The organism is Nonomuraea sp. NPDC050328 (assembly GCF_044459405.1).
In the GTDB taxonomy this organism is placed as follows: Bacteria; Actinomycetota; Actinomycetes; order Streptosporangiales; family Streptosporangiaceae; genus Nonomuraea.
Genome location: NZ_JBITIW010000003.1, coordinates 524,287 through 548,096, shown reverse-complemented (window position 1 = coordinate 548,096; position 23,810 = coordinate 524,287). Strand labels below are relative to the sequence as shown.

25 protein-coding genes and 1 pseudogene are annotated in these 23,810 nt (G+C 73.9%); 16 read left to right on the top strand and 10 right to left on the bottom strand.

Features of this window, described 5'->3' with window-relative positions; translation table 11 throughout:
- Positions 1 to 10: 10 nt before the first annotated feature.
- A complete protein-coding gene (locus ACIBG7_RS14010; RefSeq protein WP_397336399.1) occupies positions 11 to 664 on the bottom strand; it encodes a TetR/AcrR family transcriptional regulator in 654 nt (217 codons plus the stop codon).
- 88 nt (positions 665 to 752) lie between these two features.
- On the opposite strand from ACIBG7_RS14010, the gene ACIBG7_RS14005 reads away from it, so the two are divergent.
- Positions 753 to 1,694: a zinc-binding dehydrogenase gene (locus tag ACIBG7_RS14005; protein WP_397336398.1), complete on the top strand. Its 942-nt coding sequence runs from the start codon at positions 753 to 755 to the stop codon at positions 1,692 to 1,694.
- 139 nt (positions 1,695 to 1,833) lie between these two features.
- Here the strand turns inward: ACIBG7_RS14005 and ACIBG7_RS14000 are convergent, their stop codons facing one another.
- On the bottom strand, positions 1,834 to 2,550 hold the full coding sequence (locus ACIBG7_RS14000) for a MerR family transcriptional regulator (protein WP_397336397.1): 717 nt from the start codon (positions 2,548 to 2,550) through the stop codon (positions 1,834 to 1,836).
- A 41-nt stretch (positions 2,551 to 2,591) separates the two neighbouring features.
- Here ACIBG7_RS14000 and ACIBG7_RS13995 point away from each other — a divergent pair, with 41 nt between their 5' ends.
- On the top strand, positions 2,592 to 3,065 hold the full coding sequence (locus tag ACIBG7_RS13995; RefSeq protein WP_397336396.1) for a DUF6194 family protein: 474 nt from the start codon (positions 2,592 to 2,594) through the stop codon (positions 3,063 to 3,065).
- A 53-nt stretch (positions 3,066 to 3,118) separates the two neighbouring features.
- Here the strand turns inward: ACIBG7_RS13995 and ACIBG7_RS13990 are convergent, their stop codons facing one another.
- Both ACIBG7_RS13990 and ACIBG7_RS13985 read right to left on the bottom strand, forming a co-directional pair.
- The gene (locus ACIBG7_RS13990; RefSeq protein ID WP_397336395.1) at positions 3,119 to 4,324 is read right to left on the bottom strand and encodes an MFS transporter; all 1,206 of its coding nucleotides are present in this window, start codon (positions 4,322 to 4,324) and stop codon (positions 3,119 to 3,121) included.
- Positions 4,321 to 5,277, bottom strand: coding sequence for an EamA family transporter (locus ACIBG7_RS13985; RefSeq protein ID WP_397336394.1), 957 nt, complete (start codon positions 5,275 to 5,277; stop codon positions 4,321 to 4,323). The genes ACIBG7_RS13990 and ACIBG7_RS13985 overlap by 4 nt, the downstream gene beginning before the upstream one ends.
- 105 nt (positions 5,278 to 5,382) lie before the next feature.
- On the opposite strand from ACIBG7_RS13985, the gene ACIBG7_RS13980 reads away from it, so the two are divergent.
- Positions 5,383 to 5,883 carry a MarR family winged helix-turn-helix transcriptional regulator gene (locus ACIBG7_RS13980; RefSeq protein ID WP_397336393.1) on the top strand — a complete coding sequence of 167 codons (501 nt, stop codon included), beginning with the start codon at positions 5,383 to 5,385 and terminating at the stop codon, positions 5,881 to 5,883.
- On the opposite strand, the gene sigJ is transcribed toward ACIBG7_RS13980, so the two are convergent.
- Positions 5,880 to 6,803, bottom strand: a complete 924-nt coding sequence (gene sigJ, locus ACIBG7_RS13975; protein ID WP_397336392.1) for an RNA polymerase sigma factor SigJ — start codon at positions 6,801 to 6,803, stop codon at positions 5,880 to 5,882. The two genes, ACIBG7_RS13980 and sigJ, sit on opposite strands and share 4 nt — an antisense overlap.
- 129 nt (positions 6,804 to 6,932) lie before the next feature.
- Between sigJ and ACIBG7_RS13970 the strand changes: the two genes are divergently transcribed.
- The 5 genes from ACIBG7_RS13970 (at position 6,933) to ACIBG7_RS13950 (ending at position 11,466) form a co-directional block, all read left to right on the top strand.
- Positions 6,933 to 7,454: a YceI family protein gene (locus ACIBG7_RS13970; protein ID WP_397336391.1), complete on the top strand. Its 522-nt coding sequence runs from the start codon at positions 6,933 to 6,935 to the stop codon at positions 7,452 to 7,454.
- Between the two features lie 42 nt (positions 7,455 to 7,496).
- Positions 7,497 to 8,189 (top strand): TetR/AcrR family transcriptional regulator, encoded by a 693-nt coding sequence (locus ACIBG7_RS13965; protein WP_397336390.1) that lies wholly within the window; start codon positions 7,497 to 7,499, stop codon positions 8,187 to 8,189.
- Between the two features lie 142 nt (positions 8,190 to 8,331).
- Positions 8,332 to 9,456: a VOC family protein gene (locus ACIBG7_RS13960; protein WP_397336389.1), complete on the top strand. Its 1,125-nt coding sequence runs from the start codon at positions 8,332 to 8,334 to the stop codon at positions 9,454 to 9,456.
- On the top strand, positions 9,453 to 10,172 hold the full coding sequence (locus ACIBG7_RS13955) for a hypothetical protein (protein ID WP_397336388.1): 720 nt from the start codon (positions 9,453 to 9,455) through the stop codon (positions 10,170 to 10,172). Before ACIBG7_RS13960 ends, ACIBG7_RS13955 begins: the two co-directional genes overlap by 4 nt.
- A gap of 82 nt (positions 10,173 to 10,254) precedes the next feature.
- Positions 10,255 to 11,466: a serine hydrolase domain-containing protein gene (locus ACIBG7_RS13950; RefSeq protein WP_397336387.1), complete on the top strand. Its 1,212-nt coding sequence runs from the start codon at positions 10,255 to 10,257 to the stop codon at positions 11,464 to 11,466.
- A 2,523-nt stretch (positions 11,467 to 13,989) separates the two neighbouring features.
- On the opposite strand, the pseudogene ACIBG7_RS13945 reads toward ACIBG7_RS13950, so the two are convergent.
- A pseudogene (locus ACIBG7_RS13945) lies at positions 13,990 to 14,808 on the bottom strand (BTAD domain-containing putative transcriptional regulator); the annotation flags it as partial.
- A 206-nt stretch (positions 14,809 to 15,014) separates the two neighbouring features.
- On the bottom strand, positions 15,015 to 15,749 hold the full coding sequence (locus ACIBG7_RS13940; RefSeq protein WP_357923462.1) for an NAD(P)H-binding protein: 735 nt from the start codon (positions 15,747 to 15,749) through the stop codon (positions 15,015 to 15,017).
- Positions 15,750 to 15,836: 87 nt separating this feature from the next.
- Here ACIBG7_RS13940 and ACIBG7_RS13935 point away from each other — a divergent pair, with 87 nt between their 5' ends.
- Complete coding sequence (locus tag ACIBG7_RS13935) at positions 15,837 to 16,499, top strand: TetR/AcrR family transcriptional regulator (protein ID WP_357923464.1); 663 nt, start codon at positions 15,837 to 15,839, stop codon at positions 16,497 to 16,499.
- Here the strand turns inward: ACIBG7_RS13935 and ACIBG7_RS13930 are convergent, their stop codons facing one another.
- Entirely contained in the window at positions 16,500 to 17,243 is a 744-nt protein-coding gene (locus tag ACIBG7_RS13930; protein WP_397336386.1) for an NADPH-dependent F420 reductase, read from the bottom strand.
- Positions 17,244 to 17,350: 107 nt separating this feature from the next.
- Between ACIBG7_RS13930 and ACIBG7_RS13925 the strand changes: the two genes are divergently transcribed.
- Together ACIBG7_RS13925 and ACIBG7_RS13920 are read left to right on the top strand one after the other, a co-directional pair.
- Positions 17,351 to 18,211 (top strand): helix-turn-helix domain-containing protein, encoded by an 861-nt coding sequence (locus ACIBG7_RS13925; protein ID WP_397336384.1) that lies wholly within the window; start codon positions 17,351 to 17,353, stop codon positions 18,209 to 18,211.
- 36 nt (positions 18,212 to 18,247) lie between these two features.
- The gene (locus tag ACIBG7_RS13920; protein ID WP_357923470.1) at positions 18,248 to 18,982 is read left to right on the top strand and encodes a VOC family protein; all 735 of its coding nucleotides are present in this window, start codon (positions 18,248 to 18,250) and stop codon (positions 18,980 to 18,982) included.
- Here ACIBG7_RS13920 and ACIBG7_RS13915 read toward each other — a convergent pair.
- Positions 18,979 to 19,341, bottom strand: a complete 363-nt coding sequence (locus ACIBG7_RS13915) for a nuclear transport factor 2 family protein (protein WP_357923472.1) — start codon at positions 19,339 to 19,341, stop codon at positions 18,979 to 18,981. The two genes, ACIBG7_RS13920 and ACIBG7_RS13915, sit on opposite strands and share 4 nt — an antisense overlap.
- 117 nt (positions 19,342 to 19,458) lie before the next feature.
- Between ACIBG7_RS13915 and ACIBG7_RS13910 the strand changes: the two genes are divergently transcribed.
- From ACIBG7_RS13910 to ACIBG7_RS13890, 5 genes are all read left to right on the top strand, one after another.
- Positions 19,459 to 19,827: a metalloregulator ArsR/SmtB family transcription factor gene (locus ACIBG7_RS13910; protein ID WP_357923474.1), complete on the top strand. Its 369-nt coding sequence runs from the start codon at positions 19,459 to 19,461 to the stop codon at positions 19,825 to 19,827.
- Complete coding sequence (locus ACIBG7_RS13905) at positions 19,820 to 21,136, top strand: alpha/beta fold hydrolase (RefSeq protein ID WP_357923476.1); 1,317 nt, start codon at positions 19,820 to 19,822, stop codon at positions 21,134 to 21,136. The genes ACIBG7_RS13910 and ACIBG7_RS13905 overlap by 8 nt, the downstream gene beginning before the upstream one ends.
- Entirely contained in the window at positions 21,133 to 21,834 is a 702-nt protein-coding gene (locus tag ACIBG7_RS13900) for a S9 family peptidase (protein ID WP_397336383.1), read from the top strand. Before ACIBG7_RS13905 ends, ACIBG7_RS13900 begins: the two co-directional genes overlap by 4 nt.
- Before the next feature lie 69 nt (positions 21,835 to 21,903).
- Positions 21,904 to 22,248 carry a metalloregulator ArsR/SmtB family transcription factor gene (locus tag ACIBG7_RS13895; RefSeq protein ID WP_357923480.1) on the top strand — a complete coding sequence of 115 codons (345 nt, stop codon included), beginning with the start codon at positions 21,904 to 21,906 and terminating at the stop codon, positions 22,246 to 22,248.
- Positions 22,245 to 22,730, top strand: coding sequence for an SRPBCC domain-containing protein (locus ACIBG7_RS13890; protein WP_357923482.1), 486 nt, complete (start codon positions 22,245 to 22,247; stop codon positions 22,728 to 22,730). The genes ACIBG7_RS13895 and ACIBG7_RS13890 overlap by 4 nt, the downstream gene beginning before the upstream one ends.
- A 99-nt stretch (positions 22,731 to 22,829) precedes the next feature.
- On the opposite strand, the gene ACIBG7_RS13885 is transcribed toward ACIBG7_RS13890, so the two are convergent.
- Complete coding sequence (locus tag ACIBG7_RS13885) at positions 22,830 to 23,777, bottom strand: hypothetical protein (RefSeq protein ID WP_397336382.1); 948 nt, start codon at positions 23,775 to 23,777, stop codon at positions 22,830 to 22,832.
- Between the last annotated feature and the right edge of the window lie 33 nt (positions 23,778 to 23,810).

Here is a 23,810-nt window from a genome sequence, read left to right as displayed (position 1 = left end):
CATCCGGCGGTCAGGGCTGGTGCTCCCAGCGTTCGGTGAGGAGCTCCGGCGCGGGCGCCTCGCCCGGCAGCGGCGGGTGACCGGCACGCAGGCCGTCGAGCGCGATGGCGATGGTACGGCGGCGCGCCGCGCGGGCGGCCTCGATCAGGTCATCCCGCCCCTGCCGCTCCAGCTGCTGCATCAACGGCGACTTGGCGAGCTGCTCGATCAGCAGCGAGACGTCCATGGCTGTCGCGTCAGGCCGGAGTACCCCGGCGGCGTGCGCGCGCTCGATCAGCTCGCCGAGGAGCTCGTCGGAGCGGGCGAAGCGGGCGGCCATCTCGTCGGTCACCGCGATGCTCCCCGCCAGCGGCCCCAGAGACCCGCCGCTGAACTCGACGGCGGCTGTGACGTAGTAGGCCAGCCCCGCCCACGGATCCTCGTGCGCCAGGCCGTGCTCGCCTGCCCGCACCCACTGCTCCAGCGACAGCTCGCACAGGTGCTGGAACAGCTCGTCCTTCGAGCGGTAGCGCCGGTAGAGGCTGGCGATGCCCACTCCGGCCCGGGCGGCGATGGTCGCGACCGAGGCATGAGCCCCGTCCACGGCCAGCACGCTCCGGGCCGCCTCCAGCAGGGCCTGGTCGTTGCGCGCGGCCTCGGCGTGCCTGGGGGCTTTGCGTGCCATGCGTCCCACTGTAGCCCCGTTGCGAAGCGATTCGCTCCGTTATAGGTTCCCCCTTAAACGAAGTGAATGTATCCGTTTGGGGTGGGTCATGCGCGCAGTGGTGATGGACGAGTTCGGCCGGCCCGAGGTGTTGCGGGTGCGGTCCGTGGAGGACCCGGCGCCCGGGCCGGGACAGGTGCTGATCGCGGTGCAGTACGCCAGCGTCACCTTCGTCGAGACGCAGGTGCGGGCGGGTGCCGGGCCGTTCGGCCGGCCCGCCTTGCCGCGGGTGCCCGGCAACGGGGTGGGCGGCCGGATCGTGGCGGCCGGGCCGGAGGCGGACCCGGCGCTGGTCGGCACCCTGGTGGTGAGCACCACCGGCGGCGTCGGCGGCTACGCCGAACTGGCCCTCGCCCAGGCGCGGGACGTGGTCGCGGTGCCCGCGGGGCTGGACCTGGCCGATGCGGTGGCGCTGCTGGCCGACGGCCGGACGGCGGTGCTGCTGCACGGGCAGGCCGAGGTGAAGCCGGGGGAGCGGGTGCTGGTCGAGGCGGCCGGCGGTGGGGTCGGCAGCCTGCTGACCCAGCTCGCCGCCGCCTCCGGCGCGCACGTCATCGGGGCCGCCCGCGGGGCGGCCAAATCCTCGCTGGTGCTCTCGCTGGGCGCCGCCGCCTACGTGGACTACGGGCAGCCCGGCTGGGAGGAGCAGGCGCGTGACCTCGACCTGGTCTTCGACGGGGTGGGCGGGGAGATCGGCACCCGGGCCGCCGCGCTGCTGCGCGACGGCGGGCGGATCAGCGTGTACGGCATGGCCAGCGGCGCCGAGGCCGAGATCGACCGGGACCGGGTGCGCGTGCTGGGACTCACCGGACCGCCCGGCCCGGCCGAGCAGCACGCCCTCATCACCGAGGCGCTCACCCTCGCCGCCGAGGCCCGCCTCCGGCCGGTGATCGGCCAGACCTTCCCCCTCGACCAGGCCGCCGCCGCCCACCAGGCGATCGAGACCCGCGCGACCACCGGCAAGACCCTCCTCACCGTCTCAGCTTCCTGACCACCGCCGCGACCTTCCACCCCGGCCCGCTGCAGCCCGCGGTGAGGGTGGCTGGGGCGGGCCGGTGGGCGCGGGCACCCCTGGTCCACTGTGCTGGTGCCCGCCTGTCGACAATCTGGGTTGCCGGGCGGCTGGTGGCCTAAGGGCGTCCGGGGTTGCCGGGCGGGGTGAGGTGGTCGAGGACGGTGGCGAGGTCGGCGCCCGCTCGGAGCAAGGCCACCGTGCGGACGGCGATGCGGTCGAGGCGCTCGCGCAGGATGCGGTCGGCGTCTTCCAGCCGGGGCAGCGCGCCGACGATCTCGCGCACCGCGGCGATGCCGTACCCGCTGCCCCGCAGGGCGGCCACCACCCGGGCCGCCCGGATGGCGGCGACGCCGTACCGTCTGGCGCGCAGGGAGGTCACCCGCTCGGGGACCACCAGCCCCTCCTGCTCCCAGAAGCGCAGGGTGGAGGGCCGCACGTTGAGCGCCCCGGCCAGCTCGGTGATGGTCATCGCGTCCTCCTCCTGCTCCGGCGCGCCGGGTTCGGCCTGGATCGCGCGCAACGCCTCCAGCGCGCCGAGCGTCTCCTCCCGCTCCCGCGCCAGCCGTACGTGCACCGCCCCCACCGCCGCCGCGGCCTCGGCCAGGGGCCGGCCCCAGAGCTCTGCCAGCAGCCGCCGCGCCTCCACCGGCCCGGCCGCCGCCGCGAGCCCTCTGTAGGCCCGCAACGCCAGCACGTGCGTCTCGTGGTAGGCCCGATACCCGTTCTCCTGCCGTACGGCAGGCGGAACCACGCCCAGTCGCTCCAGGTCACGCACCTGCTGCAGCGAATACCCCGACCGCCGGGCGACCTCGGCCGTCCTCAGCACCTCCACGGTCCAACCCCACATAAGCACTTGAAGGACATGCTTGAACCATGAGTATGGACCAGATCCTGACGACCGTGCGCACCTTCGACGGCGTGCTGGTGGTGACCCCCGGACCCGGCGACGGCCTGCCCGAGCTGGCGTGGGGTGACGCGTTCTTCTACTACGCCCCCGACGGCGAGATGCCGCGCACCACCCAGCCCTACGGCACGATCGTGACGAAGGACTACCCCGACGACACCGCCTCCGACCTCGACCCCGAGGGCCGCTGGCGGCTGAACATCCACGTGGACCGCGCGACCTTCCAGACCCTGACCGGTGAGGAGCCGCGCACGCTCACCCGGCCCCGCGACTACGCGGCGGCCGACACCGTCGTCCCGCACCCGGTGTACGGCTCGCTCGGCTGGATCTCCGTCGTCAACCCCGGCCCGCAGACCCTCGACCTGGTGCTCGGCCTGCTGCGCGAGGCGCACGACGCGGCCCGGGCGCGCCACGAGCGCCGCCACGGCCAGCCGTACCCCTGAAAAACGCCGAGGACCGGCCCCCGGAAAGGAGGCCGGTCCTCGGGCCGCTCGGATCAGGAGCGGGCGACCTCGCCCTTCTTGGCGCTCCACACCGACAGCACGGTGAGGACGGTCAGCGCGGCGCCCACCCACAGGACCGCCGTGGTCGAGGCGGCGTCCACGATCAGCCCGCCCACCAGCGCGCCGAGCGCGATGGCCAGGTTGAACACCACGGTGTTCAGCGCGGTCGCGGCCTCGGTCCGGTCGGGCGCGGCCTTGAAGATGAGCATCTGCACGCCGACCGGCACGGCCCCGAAGGCCGCGCCCCACAGCAGGAGCAGGACGATCGCGGCGGCCAGGTTCCCGCCGGCGAGCGGGAAGAGCGCCAGCACCGCGGTGAGCAGCACGCCGCCGCCGATCACGGTGGCGTACACGTTCCGCCCGGCGGCGCCGCCGGCCAGGGCGGTGCCGGCGATGCCCGCCGCGCCGAAGCCGAGCAGCATCGGGCCGATCAGCTCGGCGTCCAGGCCGGAGATCTCCTGGAGGATCGGGCTGATGAAGGTGTAGGCCGCCATGTGCCCCATGACCAGCAGGAACGTGGTCAGGATGGCGGCACGGACGACGCGGTCGCCGAACAGGCCGACCAGCGTGCGCACCCGCAACGACTGGTGCGCGGGCAGGTTCGGCAGCAGCAGGAACAGCGCCGCCACCGCCAGCACGCCGAGCCCGGCCAGCGTGATGAAGGCGATGCGCCAGTCGGTCAGCCCGCCGATCAGCGTGCCGGCCGGTACGCCGAGGACGTTGGCCGCCGTGGCGCCGCCGAAGGCGATCGCGGTGGCGCGGGCCACGTGCTCACCCGGCACCAGGCGTACGGCGATGCCGGCCGCCAGCGCCCAGAAGCCGCCGATGCTGATCCCGACCAGGAACCGCGCCACCAGCAACGGCACGAAACCCGAGGCCAGGAAGGACAGCACGTTGGCGGCGACCATCAAGGTGATCAGGCCGAGCAGGACCTTGCGGCGGTCCATCCGCCCGATCGCCACCGGCACCAGCAACGCGCTGGCCGAGGCGACCAGGCCGGGCACGGTGACCATCAGCCCGGCGGTGCCCTCGCTGATGCGAAGGTCGCCGCCGATCGAGGTGAGCAGGCCGACCGGGAGCTGCTCGGCGGTCACCACCAGGAAGGTGCCGACCGCCACGGCGATCACGGCCAGCCAGTTCTTCAACGTGACGCGCTCGGCGGCGGCGCCGGCGCGGGAGGGGGACTCAACGGGACTCATACTCTGACCTTCTTAGGAGACACGACGACTTCCTCAGGGGAAGTGACTGCAGGCTGTCCAGGGCGCGGCGGGGCACCCGGTCTGGCGGGGGTCTGGCCGAGGAAGGTACCGCCGAGGGCGATCGCCATCCCCAGCACCTGGAGGGGCGACAGGCTCTGGCCGAGCGCGGCCCAGCCGATGATCGCGGCGGACAGCGGGCTCAGCAGGGCGAGGAAGGAGACGGAGGTGGCCGGCAGCCGGGAGATCCCGCGGAACCAGATCCAGTAGGCGACCGCGGTGCCCACGACGCCGAGGTAGGCGTAGCCCAGCACGGCCTGGCCGTCGAGCACGGGCGGCGCCCCTTCGACGAGGAAGGCCACCGGCAGGAGCAGCAGGCCGCCGGCGGTGAGCTGCCAGGCGGCGATCGCGGCCGGTCCGGCGCCGGCGGGCCGGCCCCAGCGCTTGGCCAGAACGGTCCCGGCGGCCATCGCCGCCGATCCGGCGACCCCGGCCGCGATGCCGGCCGCGTCCAGCGCCGCGTTCGCCCGCAGGACCACCAGGCTGACGCCCAGCACTCCGGCGAGCCCGGCCAGCACCTTGCGCCGGGTGGGCGGCTCGGCCAGCCACGCGGCGGCGAAACCGAGCGCGAACAGCGGCCCGGCCGCGCCCAGCACCGCGGCCACCCCGCCCGGCAGCCGGTAGGCGGCCAGGAACAGCAGCGGGAAGAACGCCCCGATGTTCAGCACCCCGAGGACGGCCGCCCGCCAGATCCACACCCCCTTCGGCAGGGTCCTGGCCACCGCCAGCAGGACCAGTCCAGCGGGCAGCGCTCGCATCAGGGCGGTGAACAGGGGGCGGTCGGGCGGCAGGAACTCGGTGGTCACCGCGTAGGTCGAGCCCCAGGCCAGCGGCGTCAACGCGGTGAGCGCGACGGTGCCCCAGAGCGGGGCGGCGCGCGTCGGCAAGCTGGACATCTGTTCTCTCCTCGTTAATAATCTCAACGTTGAGATAATCTCCCAAGACAGCTTCAACGTCAAGTTGCTTAACGTTAAGATAGTTACCGTTGAGAGGGTGCGCCGATGAGTGACGCCGTGGACCAGCTTCTGGAGCAGTGGAAACGGGAGCGCCCCGACCTGGCCCCCTGGCCCATGGGCATCGTCGGGCGCATCACCCGGCTCTCGCTCCTGCTCGACCGGGAGCTCAAGGAGTTCTTCAACCGGCACGGCCTCGAACGCTGGGAGTTCGACGTCCTGGCGACCCTGCGCCGCTCAGGGCCGCCCTACGAGCTCACCGCCGGCGCGCTCAACCGCGCCGCCATGGTCACCTCCGGCGCGATCACCAACCGCATCGACCGCCTGGCCGGTCGCGGGCTCGTCGAGCGCATCCGCGACGAGGACGACCGCCGCTCGGTCCGGGTACGGCTGACCGACGAGGGCTGGCGGCTGATCGAGGAACTGGTCCCGCTGCACGTGGCCAACGAGGCCCGCATCCTGCACACCCTCGGCGAGGAGGAGCGCGAGCAACTCGCGGGCGCGCTGCGCGGGCTGCTGGAGTCGCTGGGCGACACCTCCCTGGACTAGTTTTCGGTCCAGGGGCGCAGCTTCTCGGGATTGCGGACGGCCCAGAGCTGGGTGATGCGGTCGCCGACGACCTCCAGCGCGATCACCGCGACCGTCGCGCCGTCCAGGTGTGCCACCAGGCCCGGCCGGCCGTTGACCGTACGCTCGCGGAAGGCCAGATCCGGGACCAGCGTGGCGAGCTCGACCAGCACCCGGGCGATCTCCCTGGCCCCGTTGAGCGGGTCCAGGACGGCGGAGACCAGCCCGCCGCCGTCGGCCAGGCCGGTCGCCTCCGGGTCGAGCAGGGCGACGAGCGCCTCGATGTCCTTGGCCGCCCAGGCCTGCTTGAAGCTCCGGACGATCTCGGCGCTGCGCGCGGCCGGAGCCTGAGCCGGGGCCGAGTCCCGGATGCGCCGCCGCGCGGAGGAGGCGAGCTGCCGGCAGGCCCCCGGAGTGCGGCCGACGATCTCGGCCACCTCGGTGAACGGATAGCGGAAGACGTCGTGCAGGACGAAGGCGACCCGCTCGGCCGGCGTCATCTCCTCCAGGACCACCAGAAAGGCCATGGAGACCGATTCGTCGAGCGTCACCCGGTCGGCCGGGTCCGGTGAGCGCCCGCTGATCCACTCGCTCCGGTCCGGCACGGGCTCGGGGATCCACGCCCCCACATAGCTCTCCCGTCGCACCCGCGCCGAACGCAGCAGGTCGAGGCAGATGCGGCCGGCGACCTTAGTGAGCCACGCGCCCGGCGACTCGATCGCCCCCTGCTGGGCGCGGGACATCGCGTACCAGCGGGTGTAGGTCTCCTGCACCACGTCCTCGGCGTCGGCCAGCGAGCCGAGCAGGCGGTAGGCGAGGTTGATGAGCTGCCGCCGCTCGCTCATGATCGCGCTCAGGCCCGGGTCGAGCTCGCCGCCGTCCGGTTCGGGTCGCGTGGTCATGGTTCTCCCTCGTCGTCTCGGCCCTGTCCCTCCTCCTGACGAGACACCGCCGCCGAACGTGAGGCCTCACCTTCCGGGCGGCTACCCCGTCGTATCGCTGTCACCCCTTCGACCTGGGAGTCAGCACCGATGTCCGACCTCCGTACCGCCGAGCTCACCGGCCACTACACCCTCGACCCCGCCCGCACCCGCCTGGCCTTCCTCACCCGCCACACCATGGGCCCGTGGGTGCGCGGCCGGTTCGACGCCTTCGAGGGCAGCGCCCGCCTCGACGGCCACGACCCGGCGAACTCCACGGTCGAGGTCGCCGTCCAGGCGGGCAGCGTCCAGACCGGCAACCCGCAGCGCGACGAGCACCTGCGGGCCCGCTTCCTCGACGTCGCCGCGCACCCGCTCATCCGCTTCGCCTCGACCGGGGTGACCCAGCTCGGGCCCGCCGCCTTCCGGGTCACCGGTGGCCTCACCATCCGCGGCGTCACCCGGCCGATCACCGTGGACCTCGGGCTGCGGTACGGCGAGCAGGACGCCCTGGTGTTCGAGGGCTCGGTCGGCGTCAACCGGATGAAGTGGGGCGTGAACTGGAACGCGGCGACGAGCCTGCTGCTCGCCAAGGAGGTGACGCTGGAGCTCGAGATCACCGCCATCCCGTGACTGTGTTAGCGTTCTGGTCACGAGTTAGCCGGAGGTGAGGTCGTGGCCAGGACGCAGCGGACCGATCTGCGCGAGCGCGCCGACGCGCTCCTGGACGCCGCGGCGACCCTGCTGATCGAGGTGGGGTCGCGGGAACTGCGCATCGACGAGGTGGCGCGGCGGGCCGGGGTCGGCAAGGGCACGGTCTACCTGCACTGGCGCAGCCGGGAGGAACTGCTGCTGGCGGTGGGCGCGCGGGCGGCGGTCGCGATGCTCGACGAGGTCCTCGCCACCATCCGCGCCGACCCTGTCGAGGCCGCCCTGCACCGCTACCTGCGGCGGCACTTCCTCGCGGCCATGCGGCGGCCCCTTTTGCGCAGCCTGTTCGCCGACCCCGCCCTTCTCGGCGCCCACCCGGCCCGGGCCGGGGTCCTGGCCGCCAAGCTCGTCGCGGCCCGCGCGCACCTCGCCGCCCTGCGCGAGCACGGCCTGTTGCGGCCCGGTCAGGATCTGGCGGACATCGACCACGCCACGCAGGCCATCGCCTACGGCTTCTTCGCCGCCGGACCGCTCCTGCCCGCCGGCCCCCGCTTCACCCTGGAGCACCGGGCCGACCAGCTCGCCGACGTCATCCGCCGCTCCTTCGAGCCCTCCACCCCGCCCGCACTCGAGCTCTTCGCCGCCGCCGCGCCTCAAGTCCTGGCCGCCTTCGCGGAGCTCAGGACCGAGTTCCACCACCTGGCCTACGGCCCATAGCCCCGGCCCCTTCAGACCCGCCGCCCGACCCCTCCCTGACCCGCGATCACTCCCTGCCCCCGCGACCCCTCCCTGCCCGCGCCCTTCACGCCCCGCGACCCCTTTCACGCCCGAACCGCAGACCCAGAGAGGCCCTCCCCTCATGGCCAGCAGCGACCTCACCGGCCTTCACCACGTCGGCCTCGTCGTCCACGACCTGGGCGCCGCGATCGACACCTTCCGCCGCCTGGGCTTCCGAGTCGGCCCGCCCGCCTACCCCGCACTGCCGCCCACCCCCGGCGCGCCACCCGAGCCGGTCGGCGCGGGCAACACCCACGCCGACTTCCCCCGCGGCTTCGTCGAACTCCTCGCCTTCGCCCCCACCGATCGGACCGAACAGCCCGCCTCCGCCCCCGCCGAGCAGGCCGGACTGCCCGCTTTCACTTCCGGGCTGCCCGATGACGCCCGCCTCGTCCCCCTGGCCGTCCCGGACGCCAAGCTCGCCGCGGTGCGTGACGGGATCCGGAACACCCTCGCCGGCCTGGCCGACCGGCTCGGGCAGGCCGAGGGAGCGCACATCCTGGTCCTCGCCTCCGCCGACGCCGAGGCCACCGCCGCCCGGCTCGACGCGGCAGCCGTCCCGCACAGCGGAGCCCGCCCCGGCCAACGTCCCATCACCACCGCCGCCGGGACGACGCTCGCCCCGATCAAATACCTCGACCTCCTCGCCACCTCGGGGCAAGGCCTCCTGCCCGAGGGCCGGATCGGGGCCGCCGAGGACGCCCCGGCCGACCTCCTGGACGCCCAGCTCGGCCTCGACCACCCCAACGGCGCAACCGCCCTGACCGAGGCCCTGCTCTGCGTGGCCGAACCCGACCTCGACCCGACCACCGAGCGATACGAGCGCTATCTCGGCGTCCCGGCCGAGGCGGCAGGCTCGACCCGCCGCTTCACCCTCACCCACGGCCGCCTCACCCTCCTCACCCCCGCCGAACTGGCCCGCCTTCTCCCAGGCGAGCACCCGAAGCACCTGCCCACCCTCTGCGCCTACGTCATCGAGGTCACCGACCTCCCCGCCACCGAAGCCCTCCTGCGAGAAGCCGATCCCGCACGACCCGCCACCGAAGAACCGCCACGGAAAGCCGAGCCCAAGCAGGCCACCACCGAAGAACCACTGCGCGGAACCAGGCTCCAGCGCGCCGCCACCGGTGAGCCGTTCGTCCCCGCCGCAGCGGCACACGGCGCGGCGATCGTGTTCCGCCAGGCCACCCCGAAGCAGGCCCGATGAACGCCCGCCGCACGCTGACGACCGCCGCCCTCCTGCTGGCCGCCACCGCCTGCGGAGCCCCGGGCGGCGCCGACTCCCCACCGGACGGCCCCTGGCCCAAGACCGGCGTCCTGGAGGTGACCCTCTGCCGCGACTCCACCGCCGTCGGCTGCGACCGCGACGAGCGAGACGCCGACTGGGCCGCCATCGAGGCCAAGGTCCGCGCCATCCCCGGCATCCGCGACGTCCACCTCAAACCCCGCGAACAGTCCCGAGCCGAGGCGGCGGTCAGCCCCCGATCCCTCGAAGCCGACAAACTGGTCGGCACCCTCGACACCGTCACATCCGGCCGCGAACTGGAGCGCACCCTCTCCGACCTGCCAGGCGTCGGCATGGCCCTGGTCTTCCACCAGCATTTCTGGTCCGCGAAGGCCGACGTCTCCGTCCTGCTCTGCCACCGGGGCGGCCTTCTCGACAGCCTCCTGCCCACCTGCGAGCACCCCCCGACCGGCGAGGACCGCGAGGCGGTCGTCCGAGCGCTCCTGCCGCGCGCCGAACGCGTCTACTACGAGGACCGCGAGCACAACGCCCGCGTGTGGAACCACTACCTGCGCGAGCAGGGCACCCCAGGCCAGGAGATGCTGCACGTCAAGGGCCTGACCGTCGAACAGGCCCGCGCCGCGCTCAAGGGCGTGCCGGGCGTCGGCGGGGTGATCTCCACCCGCTTGTACGGCTGACAGCGCGGTGCGAGCGGTTTGTGAGCGACGGGCTGGAAGGTGAAGGCGTCCCTATCGCCCGAGTGCCCGAAGGAAGTCCCCGATGCCCCGCCACGCCCGCCTCCTGTCTCGTACGGCTGCCGCCGCGAGCCTGGCCGTGTTCGCCGCCCTCCCCGCCCCGGCCGCGGCGGCGACGCCGTACGAGCAGCTCAAAGACCTGGCCCGCCAACTGGTCGCCGCCGGAGCGCCCGGCGTGATCGTCCGGGTGGACGACGGACGCGGCCGGCCGGTCGAGATCGCCGAACAGGCGCCCTGGACCAGACGCGACCACGTGCTCAAGACCGGCGACGAGTTCCGCGTCGGCTCCAACACCAAGACCATGACCGCCACCCTGGTCCTGCAACTGGTCGCCGAGGGACGGCTCGCGCTGACCGACCCGGTGGAGAAGTGGCTGCCCGGCCAGGTGCCGAACGGTTCGGCCATCACTTTGCGCATGTTGCTCAACCACACCAGCGGCCTGGCCGACTACACCGAGGAACCCGCGCTGCTGCCGTCGATCCTGGGCAAGGACCGGCGCCGCTGGACCTCGGCCGAGCTGCTGGCCGTCGGGGTGAAGCAGGACCCGCTGTTCAAGCCGGGCAAGAAGTGGGCCTACAGCAACACCGGCTACGCCGCGCTCGGCGCCGTCCTCGAACGGGTCACCGGCAAGAGCCTCGCCGACCTGGTGCGCGACCGCATCGCCCGGCCGCTCGGCCTGGAGCACACCTACGTCCCCACCGGCTCCTCCTGGCGCGGCTCGTACGCCCGCGGCTACGAGAAGGACGCCGCGCACCAGCCGCCCGCGGTGCCCGTCGCCTGGCGGGCCCTGGTCGGCCCGCGCCGCAACGGCCACATCGACGTCTCGGCCAACAGCCCGAGCTGGGGCGGGGCGGCCGGGTCAGTGGTCTCCTCGGCGGGCGACTGGTCGCGTTTCACCCGTGCCCTGATGTCCGGCAAGCTGCTGCCCGCCACGCAGCTCGCCCAGCTTCGCACCCTCGTCCCGATCGACCCCCAGCAGCCGGACGGGCCCGGTTACGGGCTGGGCATCCAGAGCGCCACCACCCCGTGCGGCACCTTCTGGGGGCATGACGGCGGTATGCCCGGCTACCTCACCGTCGGCCTCACCGACCGCACCGGCAGCCGGGCGGCCACCGTCCTGATCGCCACCGAGTACTGGAGCGAGTTCGGGGCCGACGCCAAGCTCGCCAAGGCGGCGCAGGCGCTCCAGCTCGCGGCGATCTGCTCCATGTTCGCCAAGCCCGTCCCCCGCGGCTGACCGGGCGATGTCCGTGGCGGGAGTGGGGGGAACGGGGGCAGCGGCGGAGGCGGCCGGGGCGGCGGCGGTGAAGGTGGCGGTCACCAGGGTCTCGACCTCGGCTCGCGGCATTGCCGCCGCAGCCTCCCTCGCGGCCCCTGCTTTCCGCGCGCCCTCGGCCGCGTCGCCACCCAGGGCGGCGGCGATCTGCCGGCTGACCTCCTGGACGTCGGGGTCGTCCGGCGCCGCCCACCCCCGCAGCACGTCGGCCGCCCCCAGCAGCCGCGCGGCCTCGACCGGCCGGTTCCGCGCCACCTCGATGCCGGCCACCGCCACCGCGACCGCCCCGGCGACCGGCGTACGCCAGGACAACGCCAGATGTACGGCAGGCACGTTGAGCAGCCGCAACGCCCGCTCCGGACACCCCTCACCGGCCTCCACCCGCGCCAGCACCCCCAGCAGCAGAGCGTCCAGGTGCGGCGTCGAGCGCCCGCCCCGCGCCGGGTCCGCCGAGGGCGCGGCGGCGGCCAGCCCGGCGAGAGCATGGGCCCGGGCGGCGGCGGGACGGCCGGCGTGCCATTCGAGCTGAGCCAGCCCCAGGTGGACCTGCGCCTGAGACTCCGCGGAACCGGCCCGTTCGGCGCGGTCGAGCAGGCGCGCGAGCCGGCCCCGCCCACCGGCCACCTCCCCCGACCGCGCCCGGTGCAGAGCGGAGGCGACCTCGTTCTCCATGGTGTGCTCGGGCATGCCGAGCTCCTGGAAGTACCGCCCGGCCCGATCAGCCAACGCGGGGGCGTGCTCGGGACGGCCGGAGCGCCGCAGGGCCGAGCCGAGGGTGCTGAGCGTGGTGGCCACTCCCCAGCGCTCGCCCACCTCCTCGAACCCGGCCAGCGCCGCCGACAACACCTCGACGGCCTCCTCGGCGCGCCCGCCGTTCAGGGTCAGCACGCCCCGCACCAGCAGCGTCAACGACCGTCGCCACGGATCGGCGGACTGCTCGCCAGGCGCGGGGAGGTCGCCTCCTGAGGCGATGGCGAGGGCCAGACCGGCCATCTCCAGCACCGGGTGCGTCTCGGTGGGGAACTCCGACAGCACTTCACGGATCTGGGCGAAGGCCGCCTCCGCCTCCTCCGGCCGGGTCAGGACCTCCGTGATGGCCAGGGCATGCGCGGCCACCACCACCGCCCGCCCATCCGGATCGGCAGGTCCCCGCACCTGGCGGACTCGGGCGAGCAGGTCGAGCGAGTCCGGCGGGAAGTCCCGCAGGAGCCAGAACCAGCTCAACGCCACCGCCAGGCTGGTCGCCAGGTCGGCGTCGCCCGCTTCCGCCGCCCAGCGGAGGGCGGCCGCCAGGTTGTCGCGTTCGGCGCTCAGCCGTACCAGCCAGGGAAGCTGACCGGACGTGCGCAGGTGCGGGTCGGCGGTCCGGGCGAGGTGGAGGAAGTGCCGGGCGTGGCTCCGCCGTACGGTCTCCAGCTCGGCCCGGTCGGTGAGGCGGGCCACGCCGTACTCGCGGATGGTCTCCAGGGCCCGGTAACGGGGCTCGGCCGGGTCGGCGGAGGTGGCGAGCTGGAGCAGCGACTTGTCCACCAGGGACGCCAGCAGCTCGCCGACGTCGTCCGCCGGGTCGAGGGCGGCGAGCGCGGCGGCGGTCTGCTCGGTGAAGCTGCCGGGGATGATCGCGAGGCGTTCGAGGAGGGTGCGTTCGGCAGGGGTGAGCAGGTCCCAGCTCCAGGCGACCGCGGCGCTCAGGGTCTGGTGCCGGGGGAGGGCGGTGCGGGTGCCGTGGTTCAGGAGCCGGAAGCGGTCGTCGAGGCGGGCGGCGATCGCCTCGACCGGCAGGGTGCGCAGGCGGGCGGCGGCCAGTTCGATCGCCAGAGGCAGGCCGTCGAGGCGGCGGCAGATCTCGGACACCGCGGGGAGGGTGGCGTCGTCGAGGGTGAAGCCGGGGTGGACGGCGGTGGCGCGGTCGTGGAAGAGGCGTACGGCGGCGCGGTCGCGGGCCTGGCCGGGGGTGGCGCCTTCTTCGGGGAGGGCCAGCGGGTGGACCTGGTGGAGGGTTTCGCCGTCGGCGCGGAGGGGTTCGCGGCTGGTGGCGAGGATGCGCAGGCGTGGGCAGCGGGTCAGCAGGGTCGCCGCCAGGGTGGCCGCGTGCTCGATGAGGTGCTCGCAGTTGTCCAGGACCAGGGTGAGGTCTTTGCCGGCGAGCAGGTCGATCAGGGTGTCCGGGGTGATCGGGCGGCGGGGGGTGGCGGGGTCGGCGAGGAGGTCGTGGAGGGCGCGGGGCAGGTCGTCGGCGGTCAGGGCGGCCAGCGGGGCGAACCACACGCCGTCGGGTGGGGTCAGGTGGCTGCCGACCGTGTTGGCCAGCCGGGTCTTTCCCGCGCCGCCCGGGCCTACCAGGGTGACCAGGCGGGTGTGGGTGAGGAGGCGGAGGACGCGGCGTACGTCGTCGTCGCGGCCCACGAAGCTGGTCAGGGGCACGTCGAGGTTGCCGCGGGGGCGTTGGTCCGACTGGGGGGTGCGGAGGGCCTCCAGGTGGGCTTGCTGGAGGTCGGGGCCCGGGTCGGCGCCGTAGTCGTCGGCCAGCTTCTCGCGGGTGCGCTGAAAGACCGCCAGCGCCTCGGCGTTCCGTCCGGCGGCGGTCAGGGCGCGCATGAGCTGGGCGTGCAGGCGCTCGCGCAGGGGATGAGCGGCGGCCAGAGCCTCCAACTCGGCCACCAGGTCGAGGTGGGACGGCTGGCCCGGACTCGACAGGACGAGGGACGGGTCGGAGGGGAGGGTGAGGTCGGTGGTCGGGTGGCGGTCGGGGGGTGGCAGGGCGGTGGTGAGGATGAGGTCGGCCTCGATGCGGTCTTCCAGGGCTGCCAGGTGGGCGCGGGTGAGGCGGTCGGCCTCGGTGGGGGCGAAAGGGGCGGTGAGGACGTCGGCCAGGGCCGGGCCGCGCCACAGGGCGAGGGCGGCGCGGAGATGGGTGGCGGCATCGGCCGGGCGGGACCGGGCCTGGCGGCCTTGGCGGGCCAGGCGTTCGAAGCGCAGGGCGTCGACCGCGTCCGGCTCGATGGCGAGGCGGTAGCCGGCGGGGCCGGAGGTGAGCAGGGCCGGGTCGCCGAGGACGCGGCGCAGGCGGGAGACGAGGGACTGCAAGGCGTGGAGCGGCTCGTCCGGCGGATCCTCCGCCCAGAGGGCCTCGATCAGCGCCCCGGGGGTCACGGGGCGGCCGGCGTCCAGGGCCAGGCGGGCGAGCAGGGCCCGCAGCCGGGCGCCGCCGACGGGGGCCGGGCCGGTGGCGGTGTCGAGCAGCAGCGGCCCGAGCACCCCGACCCGGACCCGCCCCCCGCTGGGCTCGATCGAGTTCGCCATGCCCCCAGCCTGGCAGACACCCCCGGGCACCCGCGCACGCAGCAGACCCGAGCAGGCGTGCGCCCGCCTCCCAGAGAGATCCCCCGGTGGTCCCGGCGGGTGAGCTCACCACCGTACGGCCGGCGCGCAGGCGGGGTGAGCCGGCCGGCTGGCCGCACCGGATGAGGCCAGCCGACAGGGCCGGTGTGGCCAGAGCAGAGGGGAGGTCAGTCGGCAAAGGGGGTGTGGGCGAGGGCTGAGGGGGTGAGGCGGCCGACGATGGCGGGGGCTTCGTGGATGAGGGAGTCGTCCTCCACGGCCTCGACCATGAAGCGCGCATAGTCCACCCGGCGGGTCCGGTTGCTGGCGAGCACCGGGTCGCCGACGTGGCGGCTCCACACCGGGAGCCCCTGGCCGGCGCCCTCCTCCAGGTCACTGCCACGCACGACCGTCCACCGGCGGTCGCTGGCGAAGATTCGGCGGCACGCCTCCTCCTGGTCACGCACGTCCACCACCCGGGCCAGCCGGAGCAGCGGTCCGGCGACGGCGGTGGCGAGCCGGAAGGTCCAGGGGTAGACGTCCAGACCGTCACGGCTGATGTGCCAGCCACAGGAGAACACCAGCCGGGCGTCCAGAGGCGCATGGTCGAGCACGGCCTGGGCGGTGCCGGACGCGTAGTGGTGCACGCCGAAGGGCACCAGCACGGTCAGGACGGCGGAGCAGTCCCGCACGGCCCGCGCGACGACGGCGGGGGAGTCGGTCGGCCCGGGAACCACCTCGATCCGGTCGCCGAAGTCGGCCAGCTTGCCCACGCTCTTCTCCCGGCACACCCCCACCACGTCGTACCCGCGCTCCAGCGCCTGCGCCACCATGTACCGCCCGAGCTTGCCGGAGGCGCCGATGACGCAGATCCGCTTGCCCGCCCCCGGCTGGTCGCCCGCGCCTGACCCGATCGGTTGCACGTCCGTCTCCTCGTCCCCGACAGCAGCCTAACGCTGTTAGGTTCTCCCTAACAGTGTAAGGTTGTCAAGCCGTACGAAGGGAGAACCATGGAGGCCACCCCCCGCCGCCCCGCGCTGAGCCGGGAGGCGGCGCTGCGCACGGCGGTGGCCCTGGCCGACGAGGCCGGCTCGGGGGTGCCGAGCATGCGCCGCCTCGCCGAGCGGCTCGGCGTCGAGGCGGCGTCCCTCTACCACCACTTCCGCAACAAGGACGTGATCCTCGACGGCATGCTCGACCTCGTGTTCGCCGAGATCGAGCTGCCGTCGGACCAGGACGGCTGGCGCACCGCGATGCGCCGCCGGGCCGACTCGATGCGGGCCGTACTGCTGCGCCACCCGTGGGCGATCAGCCTGATGGACTCGCGGACCAACCCCGGCCGCGCGACCCTGCGCCACCACGACGCCGCCATCGGCTGCCTGCGCTCGGGCGGCTTCACCCTCTCCGGCACCGCCCACGCCATCTCGGCGCTGGACAGCTATGTCTACGGGTTCACGCTGCAGGAGCTCGGCCTGCCGTTCAACTCCCCGGCAGAGCTGGAGGACGTGGCGGGCTCGATGCTGGACCGGCTGCCGCGCGAGGAGTTCCCGCACCTGGCCGAGATGATCGTCGAGCGCGCCCTCAAGCCCGGCTACGCCTACACCGAGGAGTTCGGGGTCGGGCTCGACCTCATCCTCGACGGCCTGGACCGCGAGCGCGACCGCTGGCGGTAGCTACGACGCCGAGGGCAGCCGCGCCTCCCCGGCCGCCTGCCGTACCGCTGCGGCGACCAGTCTCCTGACCTGCTCCGCCGGTACGGCGAGGCCGGGCGTCCGGTAGGTCCAGGCGAGGAAGTCGGCGACGTCCAGGGCGGGGATGTCGCCCAGGTAGGGCCGGATGTAGGCGGGCGTGCCCGGTTCGATTCGCCAGCTCTCCGCCAGCGGGCCGACGCGCACCGCGTCGAAGCCCAGCCGGTCCAGCAGCCCGGCCGCCTCGGCGCTCGCCGCGTCGTCCCCGGCGATGGGCAGGGCGCTGCGGTCCGGCGCCCCGGCGGGCCGGGCGAGGGTGCCGAGCTGGTGCGGGGTGATGGTGTTGAACGCCTTGACCACCCGCGAGCCCGCCAGGTGGCGCTGCGCCAGCGCGCTGGAGGTCAGCTCGCCCGTCTCCAGTTCCGCCAGCCGGCCGTCGCGTTCGGGGTAGTAGTTGGCGGTGTCCAGGACGGTCCTGCCGGCCAGCGCCTCGGCGGGAAGCCTGCCGTACACGTGGAGCGGGATGGCGGCCACCACCAGGTCGGCGGCCCGCGCGGCCTCGGCCGGGGTGGCGGCCCGCGCCCGCGGGCCCAGCTCGGCCACGAGCCCCGCGAGGGTGCCGGGCCCTCGCGAGTTGCTCACGACGACGTCCATTCCGGCGGCGACGGCCAGCCGGGCGACGGCCGAGCCGATCATCCCGCTGCCGATGACGGCCAAAGGTCCAGACATGAGTGCTCCACAGGGTGTCGGGGATTTCCTCCGGACAGCCTGGAGCCGCCGCCCGCACCCGGCCAGGCCCGTGCTGTGGGTACGCACGGCGTGATTAGGCTGGCCGGGTGGACGAACGGACCGAGTTGCGGGACTTCCTCCGATCACGCCGGGCCCGGCTGCGGCCCGAGGATGTCGGGCTGCGCGACTACGGCCGCATGCGCCGGGTCGCGGGGCTGCGACGGGAGGAACTGGCCCGGGTGGCCGGGGTGAGCATCGCCCACTACACCCGCCTCGAACAGGGCAGACCCGAGAGCGTCTCGGACGACATCCTGGACGCGGTCGGCACCGCCCTGCGCCTGGACGCCGACGAGCTGACCTACCTGCACGAGATCGCCAGGCCGCCGCGGCCGTGCCCGGCGGTGACCTCGCCGCAGGCGCCGCCGAGCCTGCGTTACCTGCTGGAGTCCTTCGTGCTGACGCCCGCGCTCGCGCTCGGCCGGCACACCCAGCTCGTCGGCTGGAACGGGCTCGCGGTCGCGGTCTTCGGCGACTTCGCCGCGCTGCCGGAGGAGCGCCGCACTCTCTCGCACCTGCTGTTCACCGAACCCCGGCTGCGGGAGCTGTACGGCACGGGGTGGGAGCCGGCGGCGCGCGAGCACGTGGCCCACCTGCGGGTGCTGCTCGGGCGCTTCCGCGGCGACGCCGGGCTCGCCGCGCACCTCGACGGCCTGCTCGCGCTGAGCGCGGACTTCGCGCGGCTGTGGGCCGAGCACCCGGTCGCACGCGCCCGCTCGCGCGCCCACGTCCTGCACCACCCGGTGGCCGGGGAGCTGACCCTGTACGGCGAGCGCGTCAGCCTCCCCGACGCGCCGGCCTGCTGGGGGCTCGACCTGTTCGCCGCCGAACCCGGCTCGGCCTCCGAGCGGGCGCTGCGCCGGCTCGCCGGAGCCGATATTCGCTGGCCCCGCGACCGTCCGGCGAGCTAGCGTGCCGCCAGAATGCCCGTCGAGGGGAGAACCAGGATGACGTCCCAGCTCGTAGCGCTCTGTTTCGACGCGAACGACCCGCCCGCCCTCGGCCGCTTCTGGTCGGGCGTCTTCGGCTGGGACCTGGTCGACGACCCCCAGGGCGGGCCGACGCTGGTGCCGGACGACGACACCGGGTTCGCCATCCGTTTCCTGCCGACGCAGGAGAAGAAGGACCGGCCCAACCAGATCCACTTCGACCTGACCAGCGCCTCCCCGGAGCAGCAGCAGGAGACCGTCGCCCGGGCGCTGGCGCTGGGCGCGCGCCACCTCGACATCGGGCAGGGTCCCGACGCCAGGCACGTCGTGCTCGCCGACCCCGAGGGCAACGAGCTGTGCGTGCTGCCCGCCGGCAACAAGTTCCTGGCCGACTGCGGCTTCCTCGGCGCGCTGTCCAGCGACGGCACCCAGGCGGTCGGCTACTTCTGGGCCGCGGCGCTGGACTACCCGCTGGTCTGGGACCAGGACGAGGAGACCGCCATCCGCTCCCCGCACGGCGGCCCGAAGATCACCTGGGGCGGGCCGCCGGTGAACCTCAAGACCGGCAAGAACCGCCTGCACTTCGACCTCGCCCCGCCGCCCGGTGGCGACCAGGAGGCCGAGGTCGCCCGGCTGATCGCCCTCGGCGCCACCCGGATCGCCACCGGCCACACCGGCGGCGGCCGGATCCTGATGGCCGACCCGGACGGCAACGAGTTCTGCGTGGCGCCGCCCGCCTCGGTGATCGGCTAGGGCACGGCGAGCGGGGCCAGGTCTACGAAGATGCGGTAGTCGGTGATCAGCCCGTCCGCCCCCTTCCGCCAGATCGACACCGCCACGACGCTCACCTCCTTGCCGTCCAGCCGCCGGTAGGTGACCTCGGTCTCGGCGATGGTGTCGGCCTCCACCCGCCACGAGCGGACGATGCGGTGGGACAGCCCCGCGATGGTGGCGAAGAAGGCCTCCAGCCCCGAGGCGATGGCCGCATGCCCGGCCATCGGCTCGGCGTTCCCGAACACCAGCCGCGCGTCGGGCGCGAGCAGCCGGACGAACCGGCCGACGTCGAACGAGTCGACCTCCTGGAACACGCGGCGTGCCTCGTCGTGGGCCATGCGCTCTCCTTGGCGGGGGCGGGGGTCGCTGCTTCGGACGGTACGTGCGGCAGCGCCGGGCGACAAGGCTCCGCATATGTGCTTGCGTGTATATACGCCACTGTGTATATTCGAGGTGTGGTCAACAGCGTGCAACAGCGGCTGACGGCGATCTCCGAGCCGAACCGGTTCCGGATCGTCGAACTGCTCAGGGACGGCCCCCAGCCCGTGGGAGCCATCGTCGACGCGCTCGGTCTCGGCCAGCCGCAGGTCTCCCGGCATCTTCGGTTGCTGGCCGAGGCCGGGGTGGTCGAGTCGAGCAAACGGGCGCAGCAGCGGATCTACCGGCTCCACCCCGAGGCGATGCGCGAGCTGAGCGACTGGGTGCAGCGCTTCGCCGAGCTGTGGTCGGAGCGGCTGGACCGCCTCGGCTCCTTTCTCGACGAGGACGACCGCGCCACGACAGGGACGACCGCACCGACCGGCAAGGAGGACGACCATGCCTGACGGCATCACGATCGACCGGGCGAGCAACACCGTGCGCATCGCCCGCACCTACACCGCTGGCGTGGAGCGCGTCTGGTGGGCCTGGACCGACGCGGAGGCGATCAGCCGCTGGTGGGGCCCGCAGGGCTGGGACGCGACCGTCTACGAGATGGACGTACGGCCCGGCGGCCGCTGGCGCTTCCAGATCGCGCCCGCGGACGGATCGGCCGACCCGGTCCGCACCCTCGCCACCTACCAGGTCGTCGAGACCGGCGCCCGCCTCGGCTACGACGGCGCCTTCGCCGATCAGGAGTGGCGCGCCGACGGTCCCGACACCTTCCCCACGACGGCCACCTTCACCCCGGCCGGCACCGGCTGCACGGTCGAGGTCGCCGCCACCTTCCCCGACGAGCAGGCCCTGCAGCGCGCGGTCGAGCTCGAGATGGCCGAAGGCTACGCCGAGGCCCTCGACCGGCTGGCCGGCCTGGTCGACACCCCGAACAACGAAAGCGAGCCCATCATGTCCGAGCTGAACACCCTCACCTCCGCCGACGGCACCACCATCGCCTACGAGCAGACCGGCTCCGGCCCGGCGATCATCGTGGTCAGCAACGTCACCGAGGACCACACCAGCGTCGCCGGCCTGGCCAAGGTGCTGGCCGAGGACTTCACCGTGATCACCTTCGACCGCCGGGGCCGGGGCGCCAGCGGCGACCCGCAGCCCTACGACCCGGCGCGCGAGATCGACGACATCTCCGCCCTGATCGACGTGGTCGGCGGTACGGCAGCGCTCGCCAGCGGGTCCGGCGGCTGCGGGATCACCCTCGACGCCGCGAGCGCCCTGGGCGCGAAGGTGACCGGCGTCTACCTCTACGAGCCGCCCTTCATCGTCGACGACTCCCGCCCGCCGGCGCCCGCCGACTACCTGGAGCACCAGCGGGCCCTGGTCGCGGCCGGCCGGCGCAGCGAGGCCGTCGAGTACTTCATGACGGAGATGATCCGCGTCCCGGCCGAGTACCTGCCGATGATGAAGGCGGACCCGTCCTGGGAGGCCATGGCCGCCAACGCGCACACCTACACCTACGACGGCCTGATCCTGAAGGGCCTGCAGGACGGCAAGCCGCTGCCTGCCGACCGCTGGTCGATCGAGGCGCCGGTCGCGGTGGCCGTCGGCGGCAACGGCGAGGAGTTCATCCGCCGCGGCGCGCACGCCCTGGCCGCGATCCTGCCGAACGTCACCGTGCTGACCCTGCCCGACCACGACCACTCCGCCTTCTGGATGGCGCCCGAGGCGGTCGGTCAGCAGATCCGCGCCTTCCTGCTCGGATGAGCCTGCCGCTGAGCGCCGGCCTGGTGGCCGACGCCGGGCTGCCGGTCACCCCGGTGCTCTCGCCCGACGGGCGGAGGATCGGGTACGGCCGGCAGCCCGGCGGCACGTTGCACGTGGTCACCGTCGGCGGGCCGACCCGGACCGTGGGGGAGGGGCGCACCCCCAGGTGGTCGGCCGACTCCCGGCACCTGTTCTTCCTGGCCGGCGGCGAACTGTGGCGTGAGCGGGCCGACGGGGGCGACCGTACCTCCTGGCCGGTGGCGGCCCGTGACTTCGTCCCGCTCGCCGACCTCGCAACGGTCGTCGTGCTGTCCCCGGATCCCGGCGAGCCCGACCCCTGGGTGTGGAGCGAGGCCGCCGGGCACGACCGGCTGCGCCTGCTCGGTGTCTTCGAGGCGGCCCACGGCGGCAGCATCGGCTGGGAGGGCGCCGGGCCGCACCCGCACGACGAGCGGAGCCCGATCTCCTACGCGGCCAGGATCACCACGCCGGTGCTGATCGTGCACGGGGCGGAGGATGCCAACGTGCCGCTCGGGCAGGCGGTGTTCCTGCACCGGGCGCTGCGCCGGTTCGGGGTCGAGCACGAGTTCGTCGTCTATCCGCGGGAGGGACACACCATCGCGGAGCGCGCGCACCGGTTGGATCTGCTGCGCCGTACCAGGGAGTGGTTCCGCCGGCTGAATCCCGGCAGGTCGTAGTGGGTGGGTGGTGGACAGCGGGTGCCGTCGGCGGTAACCTACAACCAAATGGTTGTAGATGATGGGGCCGTGGATCAGACGTTCCACGCGCTGGCCGACCGGACCCGCCGGGACATCCTGCGACGGTGCGCCACGGGCGAGCTGTCGGTCTCCCGGCTGGCCGAGGCCTACCCGATGAGTTTCGCGGCGGTCCAGAAGCACGTCGCGGTGCTGGAACGGGCCGGTCTGGTCACCAAGGAGCGGAGAGGACGGGAACAGATCGTGCGAACCGCCCCCGACGCCCTGGCCCGTGCCCGCCAGTCGCTCGACGAGCTCGAAGCGCTCTGGCGGGGACGCGTGGACCGCATGGCCGCCCTGCTGGCCGAGGAGCCGGCCCCGGGGCAAGCCGAACCGAGGAGAGGAACGGAAAGATGAGCGTCACCGACGTCAAGACCGATTTCGACAGTCTCACCCTCACCCTGACCGCCGACTTCGACGCACCCGTCGAGCAGGTCTGGGAGTTGTGGGCCGACCCGCGCAAGCTGGAGCGCTGGTGGGGCCCGCCCACCTACCCGGCCACCGTCGAGGAGCACGACCTGACCCCGGGCGGCAGCGTCACCTACTACATGACCAGTCCCGAGGGCGAGCGGCACCGCGGCTGGTGGCGCATCTCGTCGGTCAACCCGCCCAAGTCGCTGGAGTTCATCGACGGCTTCGCCGACCCCGACGGCACGCCCTCCGCCGAACTGCCGACGAACACCGCCCAGGTGCGGCTGGTCGAGCACGAGGGCGGCACGCGGATGGAGCTGCGCTCGGTCTTCGACTCGCGCGAGCACATGGAGCAGATGGCGGCCATGGGCATGGTGGAGGGCCTGCGGCTGTCGGTCGGGCAGATGGACGCCCTGCTGGCCAAGTAGCCGCCGCGGCGGGCGACCGGCGGACCTCCCGCGCCGGTCGGCCCGCCACGCCTGCTCCGCCGGGCGGCCTGCCGTACCGGGCGGCCTGCCGTACCGGGGTCAGGCTCGGCGGCGGCGGTAGCTGATCGCGGCGGTCGCCAGCGCGGCGCCCCAGATCGGCCAGAAGCACTCCGGCAGCCACGCCCCCCATTCCGCCCAGCGGAACCGGCCCGCGATCGTCGCCCGGAGGTAGGTGATCCCGGCGACCGTGATGATGACCGACACGAACCCGGCGGGGATCACCGCGAGCAGCGGCGGCACCCGCCGGCCGCGCAGCCACGGGATCCAGCGCGGGAAGATCTCCCCCCACCGCTGGACGAGGCCGAGCGTGAGCACCCCGCCGAGCGCGCCGAAGGTGGCCAGGTAGGCCCCGGCCAGCCAGAGCCCCGGCTCACCCCCGGCGAGGAAGGCGTCGCTCACGCCGAGCGGGATGCCGAGCGCCCACGCCCAGCGGGTCGCGCAGTACACCAGCGGCACCCCGACCGCCACGTAGACCGCGACGCGGCCCCGCTGCGGCGTGAACCAGCGCAACCCGCCCTGCCCGCGCGCCGAGGCCAGGGCCACCGACGCCAGCAGCAGGCCGCCGGTGATGCAGAGCAACTGGTTGAAGACCGGCCAGTGCCAGGCGTCGGCCAGGCCGGCGCCGTCGAGCAGGCCGAAGAGCGGGCCGATCAGCAGGAGCGGCGTGTAGGCCACGCCCATCATCAGCCGCGAGTCCGGGATGACCAGGATGAGCAACGCGGCGATGACCCAGGCCAGGAAGCTCGCCGCCCGCACGCCCCGGGCCACCCCCACGGCCACGCCGGCGGTCAGCAGCCCGAAGGCCGCGACCACCCAGCCGAAGCCGGGGGTCGTCCAGGCCAGGATCGACAGCGCGCCGTCCGGGTCGGGGTCGGCGGCGCCCCAGGGGTATCCGGGCGCGCCCAGGGCCCACGCGGCGCCGAGCCCGCCGTAGGCCAGGCCCCACAGAGCCGCCGCGGCCGATCGGTGGTGAAGGGAGATCGTCATGGGACCAGCCTCCTGGCCAGGGCCGATGTCCTG

What these genes read in the sequence shown, in the direction of transcription:
- ACIBG7_RS14010 (WP_397336399.1), bottom strand. Translation starts at nt 664, where the DNA reads ATGGCACGCAAAGCCCCCAGGCACGCCGAGGCCGCGCGCAACGACCAG.
- ACIBG7_RS14005 (WP_397336398.1), top strand. Translation starts at nt 753, where the DNA reads ATGCGCGCAGTGGTGATGGACGAGTTCGGCCGGCCCGAGGTGTTGCGG.
- ACIBG7_RS13995 (WP_397336396.1), top strand. Translation starts at nt 2,592, where the DNA reads ATGAGTATGGACCAGATCCTGACGACCGTGCGCACCTTCGACGGCGTG.
- ACIBG7_RS13990 (WP_397336395.1), bottom strand. Translation starts at nt 4,324, where the DNA reads ATGAGTCCCGTTGAGTCCCCCTCCCGCGCCGGCGCCGCCGCCGAGCGC.
- ACIBG7_RS13985 (WP_397336394.1), bottom strand. Translation starts at nt 5,277, where the DNA reads ATGTCCAGCTTGCCGACGCGCGCCGCCCCGCTCTGGGGCACCGTCGCG.
- ACIBG7_RS13980 (WP_397336393.1), top strand. Translation starts at nt 5,383, where the DNA reads ATGAGTGACGCCGTGGACCAGCTTCTGGAGCAGTGGAAACGGGAGCGC.
- sigJ (WP_397336392.1), bottom strand. Translation starts at nt 6,803, where the DNA reads ATGACCACGCGACCCGAACCGGACGGCGGCGAGCTCGACCCGGGCCTG.
- ACIBG7_RS13970 (WP_397336391.1), top strand. Translation starts at nt 6,933, where the DNA reads ATGTCCGACCTCCGTACCGCCGAGCTCACCGGCCACTACACCCTCGAC.
- ACIBG7_RS13960 (WP_397336389.1), top strand. Translation starts at nt 8,332, where the DNA reads ATGGCCAGCAGCGACCTCACCGGCCTTCACCACGTCGGCCTCGTCGTC.
- ACIBG7_RS13955 (WP_397336388.1), top strand. Translation starts at nt 9,453, where the DNA reads ATGAACGCCCGCCGCACGCTGACGACCGCCGCCCTCCTGCTGGCCGCC.
- ACIBG7_RS13950 (WP_397336387.1), top strand. Translation starts at nt 10,255, where the DNA reads ATGCCCCGCCACGCCCGCCTCCTGTCTCGTACGGCTGCCGCCGCGAGC.
- ACIBG7_RS13935 (WP_357923464.1), top strand. Translation starts at nt 15,837, where the DNA reads ATGGAGGCCACCCCCCGCCGCCCCGCGCTGAGCCGGGAGGCGGCGCTG.
- ACIBG7_RS13930 (WP_397336386.1), bottom strand. Translation starts at nt 17,243, where the DNA reads ATGTCTGGACCTTTGGCCGTCATCGGCAGCGGGATGATCGGCTCGGCC.
- ACIBG7_RS13920 (WP_357923470.1), top strand. Translation starts at nt 18,248, where the DNA reads ATGACGTCCCAGCTCGTAGCGCTCTGTTTCGACGCGAACGACCCGCCC.
- ACIBG7_RS13915 (WP_357923472.1), bottom strand. Translation starts at nt 19,341, where the DNA reads ATGGCCCACGACGAGGCACGCCGCGTGTTCCAGGAGGTCGACTCGTTC.
- ACIBG7_RS13905 (WP_357923476.1), top strand. Translation starts at nt 19,820, where the DNA reads ATGCCTGACGGCATCACGATCGACCGGGCGAGCAACACCGTGCGCATC.
- ACIBG7_RS13900 (WP_397336383.1), top strand. Translation starts at nt 21,133, where the DNA reads ATGAGCCTGCCGCTGAGCGCCGGCCTGGTGGCCGACGCCGGGCTGCCG.
- ACIBG7_RS13890 (WP_357923482.1), top strand. Translation starts at nt 22,245, where the DNA reads ATGAGCGTCACCGACGTCAAGACCGATTTCGACAGTCTCACCCTCACC.
- ACIBG7_RS13885 (WP_397336382.1), bottom strand. Translation starts at nt 23,777, where the DNA reads ATGACGATCTCCCTTCACCACCGATCGGCCGCGGCGGCTCTGTGGGGC.